This is a genomic window from Nonlabens xiamenensis (assembly GCF_003865345.1).
GTDB lineage: Bacteria > Bacteroidota > Bacteroidia > Flavobacteriales > Flavobacteriaceae > Nonlabens > Nonlabens xiamenensis.
In genome coordinates, this window is record NZ_RMVE01000002.1 from 230,703 (window position 1) to 243,093 (window position 12,391).

Genomic DNA, 12,391 nt, shown 5'->3' on the forward strand with positions numbered 1-12,391 from the left:
TCACCTGGCTTAATCATAAACGTTGATAAATTGATTTAAGTGTGACATTCTGGCAAAGAACGAATTCGTTGCGACAAAACCTGAACCACTTTAACGCAGGCATTTGGTGGAGAAGGACAGGTCAAAAAAAATACCGCAAGACGTTGCGTCTTGCGGTATCTTATGAATATCGTTAACGAATTAGCTCTTAAAGGTTCCCATTCGAGAATACTTGTCCATGCGCTGTTCCACCAACTCGTCGGCAGAAAGTTCCTTGAGATCATCATAATGTCTCAAAATACAGTCGGAGACGTATTGAAAAGTAGCTTCACGATCTTTGTGTGCACCTCCTTCTGGCTCGCGCAGGATTTCATCAACCAATTTAAGTTTCTTCATATCGGCTGCGGTAAGTTTCAGGGCTTCGGCGGCTTGTTCTTTGTACTCCCAGCTTCTCCAAAGGATGGACGAACATGATTCTGGTGAAATAACAGAATACCAGGTATTTTCCAGCATGACCACCCGATCTCCAACACCAATTCCCAAAGCACCACCACTGGCTCCTTCACCAATGATCATGACAATGATAGGTACCTTGAGCCTGGTCATTTCTAAAATATTGCGGGCGATAGCTTCACCTTGGCCGCGCTCCTCGGCCTCTAATCCCGGGTATGCACCTGGCGTATCGATTAGAGTAACTACAGGAATACCAAACTTCTCGGCACTTTTCATCAATCTCAGCGCTTTGCGATAGCCTTCTGGATTGGCCATACCAAAATTGCGATACTGACGCGTCTTGGTGTTGTAACCTTTTTGTTGACCAATGAACATAAAGCTCTGATCACCTATTTTTCCTAAACCACCAATCATAGCCTTATCGTCTTTGACATTGCGGTCACCGTGCAACTCCAGCCAGGTATCGCCACAAATGGCTTTGATGTAGTCTAAAGTATACGGACGATTAGGATGACGGGACATCTGAACCCGCTGCCATGCTGTAAGATTTTTGTAGATATCCTTTCGGGTAGCTTTTAGCTTTTTTTCAATCTGTTTGATGGTCGCGCTTACATCAACATCACTTTCAGCGCCTATTTTTAAGGTTTGCTGGTATTTTTCCTCCAGTTCCTTGATCGGTAATTCAAAATCTAAATATTCCATAGAGGGAATCTGTTTTTGGGTGCACAAATATAAGCATATGCCTTCAACCCAAATAAGACATTTCTTTTCTATTTGCTCATGAAAATAGCAAATTGAAAATAATCACCTACTCTTTCTCCAATTCACTTTGCGATTTTTTTCGACGTCTGTTTTTTAAAATACCATTGGTAAGTATGACCGTCAGTATAACTCCGGCACCCACATAAAACTGAGGCGTCATTTGTTCGACATCTCCCAGAATCAAAAAAGCCAGAATAATTCCGTAGACCGGCTCAAGGTTGATGGTAAGCATGACAGTGTAGGCACTCAAAAATTTCATGACTTTAACACTGGCAATAAATGCATAAGCCGTGCAAACCGAGGCCAGCACGCCTAACCAAACCCAGTCCATCACCAACAATTTTGCCGGCAGCACAAACTCACCTGGTTGAAACAAAAAGTAGATACTGAGCAAGCCTACACCGCCCAATAGTTCGTAGAAAGAAATCACTGAGGGAGGGTGTGCTTTGGCCCAACTTACATTCATGATGGAAAATATTGCACTGAGCAATGCACTGACCAGTCCTAAAATCATTCCCATCAGGTAATCGCCCTCTACATGAAAAATATAGTAAAGCGCTGCAATGATTACCAACCCAAAAATCAGTTCATAACCCACGAATTTTTTAGGGGTAAATAACGGCTCGAGAACCGCCGTAAAAAAGGCTCCGGTACTCATCATGGCCAGGGTGATAGAAACATTGGACACCTTAATGGCGCCAAAAAAGGTTACCCAATGTAAGGCGATGACAAACCCTGCCAATACAAAAGAAAGTATGCGCTTTCGCGAAAGCGATACATCCCGCTTAGGTCCAATAGGAATGGCTTTCCATTTTAAATACAACAGAATCAGCACCACCGCCATGGACATGCGCCACCAAACGAGTGGAACGGATCCAATACTGATTAAGGCTCCCAACACTGCGGTAAAACCCCAAATAAATACTATAAAATGTAAGTGTAGATAATTGAGTAGTCTATCGTCTCGCATTGCGGATCAGGAAAAAGGCCACGACGGCAAAAAACATATTGGGAAACCAAACTGCAATCCATGGGTTAAAAGTGCTCTTCTCTGCTATCGTTCCAAAAACCTTGTCCAGGAAAACATAAGTCATGGCGATAACAATACCTATAGCGAGGTTGACGCCCATCCCACCGCGTTTTTTAACCGAGGACACCGCTACTGCAATGAGAGTAAAAATAAAAGCACTGACAGGAATGGAAGTACGTTTGTATTTTTCGACATAGTACAGGTTCATGTTGGAGTTTCCACGTTTTTCCTCCAGAGCGATAAATTCGTTCAGTTCTGAAAACTGCAAGGTCTCGGCAATGTAATCAGAGGGTGTGAGTTCGTCGATATCAAAATCAAATAAGGTATCCTTCTTGGCTTCTGTTTCTAATCTTTCACCACTCTCCTGGATGATTCTTTTTTTATACCCACTTAGAATATAAGTACTGTCCTGGAATTCGATACGGCGTGCATAGATCTTGAACTTCATCTCGTTGCCTTCAAAATGCTCTAGGGTAAAATCAAAACCCGTTTGCCTGCTGGGCTGATAATTACTCACATACACAAAATCATTGTCGTTAATCTGCCGGAATACATTAGTGGTTTGTTTATCTGTTCCTCGCTTAAAATACTTGTATTGGAACTCGTTAAAACCAGAAGCTGCATTCGGCACAAATACCGCACTAAACACCAGGGCCAAAGCACAAACAAGGGTCGCGCCTATCACATAAGGCCTTAAGAATCTATTGAAAGAAACCCCTGAACTCAAGAACGCGATGACTTCTGTATTCATGGCCAGTTTTGAGGTGAAAAACATGGTAGAAATAAACAGAAAGAGCGGAAACAAAAAGTTGGAAAAATACACCGTGAAATCCACCAGATACAGCAGCACTTCATTGGTCGGGACGTCTTTGCTCAGTATTTTTCCAATTTTTTCGGCAATATGAACCGTCACCATGATAGGCAGGAACAACATGAGTAATAGGAAAAACGATCCCAGATAGCGTTTTAATATGTATTTATCAAGAATGCTGAGCACTAGAGTCGATTATCCATTTGTTTGACCATTTTATCCTTCCAAGTTCGGAAGTCTCCTGCAAGTATATGTTTCCTTGCTTCTCTCATTAACCACAAATAGAAGGAAAGATTGTGTATCGTGCAAATTTGTCTTCCCAGCATTTCATTGACGGTGAACAAATGTCTAACATATGCTTTGGAATAGGCTGTATCCACCCAGGCATAAGCTGCCGGATCCAGCGGACTAAAGTCGGCTTCCCATTTTTTATTCTTGATATTGATGGAACCTTCGGCAGTAAATATCATTCCATTGCGTCCGTTTCTGGTAGGCATCACACAATCAAACATATCCACACCCAGCGCGACGTTTTCCAATAAATTGATGGGCGTGCCCACTCCCATTAAGTAACGCGGTTTTTCTTTGGGCAATACTTCCGTCACTACCTCGGTCATGGCATACATTTCTTCTGCTGGCTCACCGACCGAGAGTCCGCCGATGGCATTTGCCTTTTGGTCCGTTCCCGCAATAAATTCAGCACTCTGGCGTCTTAGGTCCTTATATGTACTTCCCTGAATAATTGGAAAAAGGGTTTGCTGATAGCCGTATTTATCTGGGGTATTATCAAAATGTTCAATGCAGCGCTTTAACCATCTATGGGTCATGTGCATGCTGCGTTTCGCATACTTATAATCACAGGGATAAGGCGTACATTCATCAAAGGCCATAATGATATCGGCTCCTATACTACGTTGGATATCCATGGCACGTTCAGGCGTAAAGAAATGGTAGGAGCCATCAATATGGGACTTAAATTTCACCCCTTCTTCCTTGATCTTGCGGTTAGAACTTAATGAATATACCTGATAGCCTCCAGAATCCGTGAGTATAGGGCGGTCCCAATTCATGAATTGATGTAAACCACCGGCTTTCTCCAGGATTTCAGTACCTGGCCTAAGGTACAAGTGATAGGTATTCCCGAGAATGATATCCGGATTTACCTCTTCTTTGAGTTCGCGTTGATGCACACCTTTGACCGTACCAATGGTACCTACCGGCATAAATATGGGAGTCTCGATGCTACCGTGATCTGTATGTATGGTCCCTGCCCTGGCTTGGCTCTGGGCGTCAGTTTGTAATAAATCAAATTTCATCTGCGGCAAAGATACTTATTATGCTGATGATGCCTAGCTAATAGGTCGTGAGGTTGAAATTAACATCCTGCTTCTTGTATTGGACGTTTTAATTGCAGGTGTTCACCTTAGGTACTTGAACGATATCAGATGTAAGTCGCAAGAAAAACTGTTCACAAAAGTGGGTCAATCGTTGATAACTGCCTTTTTGAAATTCATGTGATCCGTTGCAATAGCCTTATTTTTGAAACCATCATCAAAAAAAATCAAAATGGCTGACAAACAGCACTTAAAAGATTTGGTCTCGCAGGTAAGACGGGACATTGTAAGGCAGGTACATGCCGTCAACAGTGGGCACCCAGGTGGCTCCCTAGGATGTACAGAATTCCTTGTGGCGCTCTACAACGAAATCATGGACCACAATCCTTCCTTCAATATGGATGGAACAAATGAAGATTTGTTTTTCCTTTCCAACGGCCATATCTCCCCTGTGATTTACAGCGTGCTCGCAAGATCTGGTTACTTTCCAGTAGAAGAGCTAAACACCTTTAGAAAATTGGACAGTAGACTACAGGGACACCCTACTACCCATGAAGGTTTGCCTGGTATACGCATTGCCAGCGGTTCATTAGGTCAAGGTATGAGTGTGGCCATCGGTGCCGCAGCTACCAAAAAACTTAATGGCGATAGCAAACTAGTATTTTCTCTACACGGTGATGGCGAACTTCAAGAGGGACAGATTTGGGAAGCCGCCATGTATGCCGCTGCCAATAAAGTAGACAATCTGATAGCCACCATTGACCTGAACGGACAACAAATCGATGGTAGTACAGATGAAGTGCTTGACCTGGGTGATTTGGGTAAAAAGTTTGATGCCTTTGGCTGGCAAGTCTTACGTGTCAAAAAAGGAAATGATCTGGATGCCGTAATCAGCGGACTTCAAGAAGCGGTGGAATTGACTGGGAATGGTAAGCCAGTTTGTATCCTGCTCCATACAGAGATGGGACATGGCGTGGACTTTATGATGGGTTCACATGCCTGGCATGGTATTGCTCCCAATGATGAGCAACTGGCCGATGCCCTTAGCCAAAATCCGGAAACCCTAGGCGATTACTAATTTAATGACCTGCTTTTCAGCAGTACTACACATGAAAACATATACCAATACAGGAAATAAGGACACGAGATCTGGTTTTGGCGCAGGCCTTACAGAATTGGGCCAAAAAAACGAGAACGTCGTAGCGCTTTGTGCCGACTTGACTGGCTCTCTTAAAATGAACGAATTTGCCAAGAATCACCCCAACCGATTCTTCCAAGTTGGAATTGCCGAAGCCAATATGATGGGAATGGCCGCAGGAATGACCATCGGTGGAAAAATTCCATTTACAGGAACCTTTGCCAATTTCTCTACAGGTCGCGTGTATGACCAAATCCGACAAAGTATCGCCTATTCTGATAAAAATGTAAAAATTTGTGCCTCTCATTCTGGGTTGACGCTGGGAGAGGATGGCGCAACCCACCAAATCCTGGAAGACATCGGACTGATGAAGATGTTGCCTGGAATGACGGTGATTAACACTTGTGATTATAATCAGACCAAAGCTGCCACCCTGGCCGTTGCCCAGCATCATGGACCAGTTTATTTGAGATTCGGTCGTCCCAAGGTAGCCAACTTTACGCCCGAAAATGGTGAATTCCAGATCGGTAAAGCTGTCCACTTACAAGAAGGAAAAGATGTGACTATCGTGGCCACCGGACACTTGGTGTGGGAAGCCCTTGAGGCCGCCAAAGAGTTGCATGAAAAGGGTATCAGCGCCGAGGTGATCAACATCCACACGATCAAACCGCTGGACGAACAAGCCATCATCAAATCCGTACAAAAAACAGGTGCCATCGTCACCGCTGAAGAACACAACTACTTGGGAGGTTTAGGAGAAAGTGTAGCCAGAACCCTGGCGCTGCACCAGCCAACTCCACAGGAATTTGTCGCTACCAACGACACCTTTGGTGAAAGTGGTACACCGGCTCAACTGTTGGAAAAATACGGACTGAATGCCAAGAATATAGCGCTTAAAGCCCAAAAGGTGATTGCAAGAAAGTAATCGGCCTTTATTCATACCTCAACCCAAACTATCACTGACGGAATTTATCAGTGCTGGTTTGGGTTTTTATTTGAACCGAATGGAAGATTGAACTAAAAACGATAGCTCACTTTAGGGATCACCGCCATACTTCCAATTTCAGAGATCGGCGAGCCTTCTAGTTGGTATGGACTATACTGCAAGTCAATGCCTAATATAAGCTTGGATTCATCCTCAAATTCATAGAGGTATGCCAGCCCTGGAATAAAGAGGATGGTATTGGTATTTTCATCTTCCAGAATATCTTCATCCTGGACATCCACCGTATCAAGAAATATGGAAGAGATTCCTATGCCAGCCCCCATTTCAAAATGGGCTTTACTTGATTTGAACATGTATTTCTTGAACCTCATAAATCCATTCATCATCAAAGTTCCGCGAACCCCAAACGGTCCATCGGTAGTGTTGATTGTATAGTTGCGCTGCTGGTTCAAGGGGATAAATTGAATACCAAATTCAAAAGACCTCTTTTTGGTCTCCGACGGAAATTCCAGGCTCAATTCAAATTCGAATGCGGTTTCTTGAAAGTCGGCCATTTTGCCTTGGGGTAACCAGGTGCCTACTCCTATTTTGATATACGGCCATGCTAGATCTTCTGCATATAGATGTTCAGGTCTTGTTGTTATACTATCCTGGACGACTGTATCGGCAGATAAATCTTGGGTTTGTGCGTTGATGGAAACACAAGACATGAAAAATAAAAGAACAGCGTACTTCATTGGTGTAAGTATTAATATTGACTTCAAAAGTAAATAGGCCTAGCTCGCCTTTGCCTTGAATTTTCGCGTATTTCAACATCTAAAACTTGTGAAAATTGAAAAAATATAGCCGCTTGTAGTGCAGGGTTGCGAAATTCAAAATCAATACTTTATGACTTAGGAATATCCTAAAGATCTTTTAGCGACAATGAGCTTGAGCAATCAATAGATAGTTATCCTATCTTAGTATGATCGATCGAGAATACGTCAGCAGACTCGTAAAAAACGACTTAATTCATATATCCTGGCTTGAAATTTGCCATTGTTGTAGCATTGTTTACTCTGGAAAGGCATTTGAATCCGACGAACAACCTAAATTAATAGTCGTTGCATATAAAAATCTGTATATTGTCTTAATTTTGCAGGAGTTATGAAAGCATTTAAAAGTGGTATCGCTGTTGTATTGTGCTTGTTGGTCTTACTGTCCACCAGCTCATTCAGTGTGCACAAACATTTCTGCGGTGCCTTCTTACAAGATGTTTCCATCGTTCTTCCATCATCTGGCTGTCAGATGGAAATGATGAACACTGCGCATGGATGTGATCAAATGGCTGCCCAAGATTGTTGTAACGACGAGGCCGAATTGATACAAGGTCAGGACGAGCTACAATTGTCCTGGCAACAGCTGGACCTTGAGCATCAGGATTTTATTCAGGCTTTGGCCTGGAGTTTTTATTCATTCAAAGAATATAAGACCGATGCGCCTGAACTTGAGATCCCGGATGACCCGCCTCTCCCACCCGATGATTTATTTATTCTACATGAGGCTCTACTGATCTAGATTGAGTTCCCTTTTTTGAAGTCCGCTGGACTGATTCATCAATACAGGAACTTAATATTATATCATGAAATATTACATTTTTTTGGTTGTTGTGGTATTCGCTTTCGCGAAAGCGACACCTCAAGGACCCCCCATCACCAGCGATAAACCTATCATGCTGGGCGGGAAAAGCTTTACTGCCAAAACCTTAACAGAAATAAGAAATACCGAACGTGGAACCTCAGTATATGTTCCAGTGATGCTACACTACCTACCAACTTCAAACAGTCTTGTTGCGCTGCACCTACCCTATATAAGTTATGATTTATCTGATAACCAGGGTAATGCACTGGCAGACATCAAGCTGCTGGGCAAGTATCAATTCTATCGCAAAGATGGAACTGGTAAAACTTTTCGTATGGTAGCCAAGACGCTACAGAGTTTGCCTACAGGAAAAGAATTGGATCTGATGGAACTAAGTACTGGCAAGTATGCTGGCTATTACGGTGTGGTTGCTGGATTGGAAACGCTTAAATACGGAATTTCATCTGAAATCGGCTATAACCATATGCCAGACGGCACATTGGACGAGTTACGTACAAAGCTAGGGTTTGGACTACCGTTGCTCAAGCCGCAATACCCTAACAAACAAATCAACCTTTATTTTGAATATACCAGTTCATGGTTGCACGAGCGCAACTGGTATCAATTACTTTATGCTCAAGGTATTCAATACGCTCGGAAAAATATAACGTTTGACTTGGCTTTGCAATTACCTTTGGTACAGGATATTCCTGTGACCAGAGCATTAAACTATTCCGTTTTTCTGGGCACACGGTACACTTTTTAAAAATATAGAAATTGCCCTCATTATTCATTTGAAATCAATATCATGAAAAATATAATCATTTTAATTACCATAGCTATAGGATTGACCGCTTTCGCGAAAGCGGACGCACAAAACAATAATCTAGACCACTTTGAAATCCAGGTAGACGGATTAGGCTGCCCTTTTTGTGCCTACGGACTCGAAAAGAAATTCAAGGAATTTAAAGGCATCAAAAATGTCGAAATTCAAATCGAATCTGGAGACTTCTCCTTTGATTACCCCAGTGAAAAAAACCTAAAAATGGAAGCTGTATTAACCCAGGTAGAAAAGGCGGGTTACACCCCTAATGAAGCGACAATCACCAGAGCTGACGGATCTGTAGAAACTAACGCCGTTGATAAAGCCATGGTCAATAAAGACAATTTGGCCCATTCGACGCTTTTTGTCAATGGTAAATGTGGTATGTGTAAAGCACGTATAGAAAAAGCTGTCAGCGATCTTCCAGGTGTACAACAAGTATCTTGGGATGTGGACAGCAAGATGTTGAAAGTTACACATGATGCCGATGTGACAAGTGAAAAGCAAGTAGCTGCCGCTACCGCTAATGTTGGACACGATACCAAAACTGTCCGTGCAGATGAGTCGGTATACGATGCACTTCCTGCTTGTTGTCATTATAAAAGAACCAAGTAATGAATATGCCATTAAGATATTTGAGTCTGGTAGTCCTCTTTTTTATGGGGATGGTTGCTTGTGAGGAAAAAGAGGAAGTAGCTACAGTATGGGAACATCAGGAAAACATAGAGCTGAAAGGCATCAACCCCATCGGAATCGCCCTGGATGGGAACGATATTTTCCTGAGTGATGGTGATCACAATCGGATCGTAAAGCTAAGCAGTGAGGGAGAGATCCTGATGGAAATGGAAGGCTACGATCGACCTATGCACATTGATTTTGGAGAGGCCAACATGGAGATTTCTGAAAACATGAGCATTTCTCTACTAAAAGAGAGAGCACTATTTATTCCAGAATACGGTAAGGATTCCATTGCCGTGACCAGGGACAATCGCAAATCCTATTTGGTTCTTCAAGATTCTTTGGATGCGCCTGCAGGTGTAAGTGTATATAATGATGAACTGGCCATAGCCGACTTCTACACCAATAGGATATTGTATTATAATGGAAATGAATGGACAAGTTTTGGAAAAGAAGGTAAAGCCATGGGTGATTTTTATTATCCTACCGACGTACAAATAACAGATGAGTATATTTATGTCGCTGATGCCTACAATAATCGCGGACAAGTATTTGACAAAACTGGAAAACCATTGGCTGCATTTGGGGAGGATCAAAACATGAACGCAGCTACAGGAATATACGTGACCGACGAGGAGATCTTTATGACTGATTTTGAAAATGATCGGATCATGGTGTTTGGGATGGATTACCAACTCAAGCAGGTCTTGGAAACTGGTGTGGACAAACCCACGGACATGATCGCTTCCGGTGACCAACTTCTCATCACCAACTATCGCAAAGGAGAATTGGTGCGATATAAAAGAAAGCCTTTGGAAAAAGAATAAAAGATGGAAGGTTTTCTGGAACAATGGGGCCAGGCGGCCTACACAACAGCAGGTTTTTTCTGGATGGCCCTATGGGCATTTGTTCTGGGCTATGTCGTGAGTAGCATGATTCAGGTATTTGTGACCCAAAAACGCATGCGAAAATACATGGACGGAGATACCAAAAAAGGCGTCTTGCTGGGTACTTTTTTTGGCTTTATCAGTAGTTCGTGCAGCTTTGCAGCTTTAGCCTCCACCAAGTCATTATTTAAAAAAGGAGCCAGTTTTGTGGCCTCCATTGCCTTCCTATTAGCATCCACTAATCTTGTGATTGAATTGGGGATTGTAATTTCTATTTTTCTTGGATGGCAGTTTGTGGTAGGGGAATACGTTGGAGGAATCCTCCTGATCTTAATCAGCTGGTTGCTCATCAAAATATTGAATCCAAGAAAAATGATTCAAGCGGCCAGGGAAACTTTAAACGATGAAGAAAAGCAAGAAGGCAGTGATAAGGAGGAAAATTGGCAGGAAAAAATAAGCAGTGAGGAACACTGGGTCAAAGTAGCCCGTCAATACAAGATGGAATGGCAAATGGTATGGAAAGATGTGGTGGTAGGTTTTGTTATCGCTGGGATCATCTCTTCCTTTGTACCAGACGCATTTTTTGAAACCTTATTTATCAATACGGGAGAAGGAAGTGAGGATTTTAGTTTTGCTGAAACCCTACAGCACGTGGTGATTGGCCCGGTGGCCGCTTTTCTCACCTTTATTGGAAGTATGGGTAACATTCCGTTGGCGGCCTTGTTGTTTGGTAAGGGAGTAAGTTTTGCCGGAGTTATGGCATTTATCTTTAGTGATCTGGTTGTATTCCCAGTATTGCGGATCAATGCGAGATATTACGGCTGGAAGATGTCCTTGTTTATCCTGTTCCTATTGTTCAGTGCACTGATTGTTGCGTCACTGAGCCTGCATTATTCATTGAATTGGTTAGAGATGTTACCCGATCCAGGTCAAGTCAACATCTCCGAACGTTCATTCTTTAAGATCGATTACACTTTCTATTTAAATCTGGTCTTTTTGGCTATCTCAGGTTATTTGATCTATCTGGGATTTTGGAAAAAAACCGAAGTCAAACATTCAATGGCAGCCATGGCGCCTAAAAGTCGGCTTCTGGAGCGTATAATGTCCGTATTGGCAATATTGGGGTTGGTTTGGATTTCCAGCGGACTGATCGTCCAATTTTTAATCTTATAACTCAAATGACACATATTTATCAAATCAAAGGCATGACCTGTAATGGTTGTCGCAGCGGAGTCGAGAACATTTTAAATGCTTTGCCTGCGGTGACCAAAGCCAGTGTTGATCTAGAAAAAGAAGAAGCTGTGCTCAAAATGACCGAGCATATTCCCCTTGATCTTTTACAAAAAGCGCTGCCAGAAAAGTATAGTATTACAGAAAAAGAACAACAATCAGAGGTCAAAAATGTGTTTACCTCATCCAATGAGATCACAGATGAGCCTATCAGCAAACTCAAGGCACTTAGACCCTTGTTTTTGATTTTAGGCTATATCAGTGTGGCCTCTGCGCTAATGCATAGAGAGAACTGGGATGTCGGCGAATTCATGCTTGATTTTATGGGCTTATTTTTTATTGTCTTTGCCTTTTTCAAGTTATTAGATCTGAAAGGCTTTCCCGCCAGTTTTAAAATGTATGATCCATTGGCCAAGCTCCTGCCTATTTATGGCTGGATATACCCCTTTTTGGAAACAGCATTGGGGTTGATGTTTTTAATGCGTTTTGAAGTTCAGATTGCCTTGATCATTACCTTATTGATACTGAGCATTACTACCGCTGGGGTGGCTTATACCCTGTTCAAGAAAAGAGCGATCAAATGTGCTTGCTTGGGAACAGCTCTACAACTTCCAATGACGGAAGCCACGCTGATTGAAAACATGATCATGCTGGGCATGGCGGTGTTTATGTTGTGGAGCGCCTAGTCAAATGACCGCAG

13 protein-coding genes are annotated in these 12,391 nt (G+C 42.6%); 8 read left to right on the top strand and 5 right to left on the bottom strand.

Annotated elements, in window-relative coordinates; genetic code table 11:
• Positions 1 to 180: 180 nt before the first annotated feature.
• The 4 genes from EGM47_RS06055 to tgt form a co-directional block, all read right to left on the bottom strand.
• Positions 181 to 1,134: an acetyl-CoA carboxylase carboxyltransferase subunit alpha gene (locus tag EGM47_RS06055; RefSeq protein WP_124979889.1), complete on the bottom strand. Its 954-nt coding sequence runs from the start codon at positions 1,132 to 1,134 to the stop codon at positions 181 to 183.
• A 106-nt stretch (positions 1,135 to 1,240) separates the two neighbouring features.
• The gene (locus EGM47_RS06060) at positions 1,241 to 2,164 is read right to left on the bottom strand and encodes a DMT family transporter (RefSeq protein ID WP_124979890.1); all 924 of its coding nucleotides are present in this window, start codon (positions 2,162 to 2,164) and stop codon (positions 1,241 to 1,243) included.
• Positions 2,151 to 3,221 carry an LptF/LptG family permease gene (locus EGM47_RS06065; protein WP_124979891.1) on the bottom strand — a complete coding sequence of 357 codons (1,071 nt, stop codon included), beginning with the start codon at positions 3,219 to 3,221 and terminating at the stop codon, positions 2,151 to 2,153. The genes EGM47_RS06060 and EGM47_RS06065 overlap by 14 nt, the downstream gene beginning before the upstream one ends.
• A complete protein-coding gene (gene tgt, locus EGM47_RS06070; RefSeq protein ID WP_124979892.1) occupies positions 3,221 to 4,351 on the bottom strand; it encodes a tRNA guanosine(34) transglycosylase Tgt in 1,131 nt (376 codons plus the stop codon). Before tgt ends, EGM47_RS06065 begins: the two co-directional genes overlap by 1 nt.
• Before the next feature lie 244 nt (positions 4,352 to 4,595).
• On the opposite strand from tgt, the gene EGM47_RS06075 reads away from it, so the two are divergent.
• Positions 4,596 to 5,447, top strand: a complete 852-nt coding sequence (locus tag EGM47_RS06075; protein WP_262707060.1) for a transketolase — start codon at positions 4,596 to 4,598, stop codon at positions 5,445 to 5,447.
• A 31-nt stretch (positions 5,448 to 5,478) separates the two neighbouring features.
• Positions 5,479 to 6,432: a transketolase family protein gene (locus EGM47_RS06080; RefSeq protein WP_124979894.1), complete on the top strand. Its 954-nt coding sequence runs from the start codon at positions 5,479 to 5,481 to the stop codon at positions 6,430 to 6,432.
• Positions 6,433 to 6,524: 92 nt separating this feature from the next.
• Here the strand turns inward: EGM47_RS06080 and EGM47_RS06085 are convergent, their stop codons facing one another.
• Positions 6,525 to 7,190 (bottom strand): hypothetical protein, encoded by a 666-nt coding sequence (locus EGM47_RS06085; RefSeq protein ID WP_124979895.1) that lies wholly within the window; start codon positions 7,188 to 7,190, stop codon positions 6,525 to 6,527.
• Between the two features lie 409 nt (positions 7,191 to 7,599).
• On the opposite strand from EGM47_RS06085, the gene EGM47_RS06090 reads away from it, so the two are divergent.
• From EGM47_RS06090 to EGM47_RS06115, 6 genes are all read left to right on the top strand, one after another.
• Positions 7,600 to 8,010: an HYC_CC_PP family protein gene (locus tag EGM47_RS06090; RefSeq protein ID WP_124979896.1), complete on the top strand. Its 411-nt coding sequence runs from the start codon at positions 7,600 to 7,602 to the stop codon at positions 8,008 to 8,010.
• Between the two features lie 64 nt (positions 8,011 to 8,074).
• Entirely contained in the window at positions 8,075 to 8,839 is a 765-nt protein-coding gene (locus EGM47_RS06095; protein WP_124979897.1) for a hypothetical protein, read from the top strand.
• Between the two features lie 42 nt (positions 8,840 to 8,881).
• Complete coding sequence (locus EGM47_RS06100; protein WP_124979898.1) at positions 8,882 to 9,511, top strand: heavy-metal-associated domain-containing protein; 630 nt, start codon at positions 8,882 to 8,884, stop codon at positions 9,509 to 9,511.
• Positions 9,511 to 10,401 (top strand): NHL repeat-containing protein, encoded by an 891-nt coding sequence (locus EGM47_RS06105; RefSeq protein ID WP_240642303.1) that lies wholly within the window; start codon positions 9,511 to 9,513, stop codon positions 10,399 to 10,401. Before EGM47_RS06100 ends, EGM47_RS06105 begins: the two co-directional genes overlap by 1 nt.
• A 3-nt stretch (positions 10,402 to 10,404) precedes the next feature.
• A complete protein-coding gene (locus tag EGM47_RS06110; protein ID WP_124979899.1) occupies positions 10,405 to 11,634 on the top strand; it encodes a permease in 1,230 nt (409 codons plus the stop codon).
• A 5-nt stretch (positions 11,635 to 11,639) separates the two neighbouring features.
• Positions 11,640 to 12,377, top strand: coding sequence for a heavy-metal-associated domain-containing protein (locus EGM47_RS06115; protein ID WP_124979900.1), 738 nt, complete (start codon positions 11,640 to 11,642; stop codon positions 12,375 to 12,377).
• The last annotated feature ends 14 nt before the right edge of the window (positions 12,378 to 12,391 follow it).

Bases quoted from the DNA above. Each gene is read 5' to 3' on its own strand.
- EGM47_RS06055 (WP_124979889.1), bottom strand. From the start codon at position 1,134: ATGGAATATTTAGATTTTGAATTACCGATCAAGGAACTGGAGGAAAAA.
- EGM47_RS06060 (WP_124979890.1), bottom strand. From the start codon at position 2,164: ATGCGAGACGATAGACTACTCAATTATCTACACTTACATTTTATAGTA.
- tgt (WP_124979892.1), bottom strand. From the start codon at position 4,351: ATGAAATTTGATTTATTACAAACTGACGCCCAGAGCCAAGCCAGGGCA.
- EGM47_RS06080 (WP_124979894.1), top strand. From the start codon at position 5,479: ATGAAAACATATACCAATACAGGAAATAAGGACACGAGATCTGGTTTT.
- EGM47_RS06085 (WP_124979895.1), bottom strand. From the start codon at position 7,190: ATGAAGTACGCTGTTCTTTTATTTTTCATGTCTTGTGTTTCCATCAAC.
- EGM47_RS06090 (WP_124979896.1), top strand. From the start codon at position 7,600: ATGAAAGCATTTAAAAGTGGTATCGCTGTTGTATTGTGCTTGTTGGTC.
- EGM47_RS06095 (WP_124979897.1), top strand. From the start codon at position 8,075: ATGAAATATTACATTTTTTTGGTTGTTGTGGTATTCGCTTTCGCGAAA.
- EGM47_RS06100 (WP_124979898.1), top strand. From the start codon at position 8,882: ATGAAAAATATAATCATTTTAATTACCATAGCTATAGGATTGACCGCT.
- EGM47_RS06105 (WP_240642303.1), top strand. From the start codon at position 9,511: ATGAATATGCCATTAAGATATTTGAGTCTGGTAGTCCTCTTTTTTATG.
- EGM47_RS06110 (WP_124979899.1), top strand. From the start codon at position 10,405: ATGGAAGGTTTTCTGGAACAATGGGGCCAGGCGGCCTACACAACAGCA.
- EGM47_RS06115 (WP_124979900.1), top strand. From the start codon at position 11,640: ATGACACATATTTATCAAATCAAAGGCATGACCTGTAATGGTTGTCGC.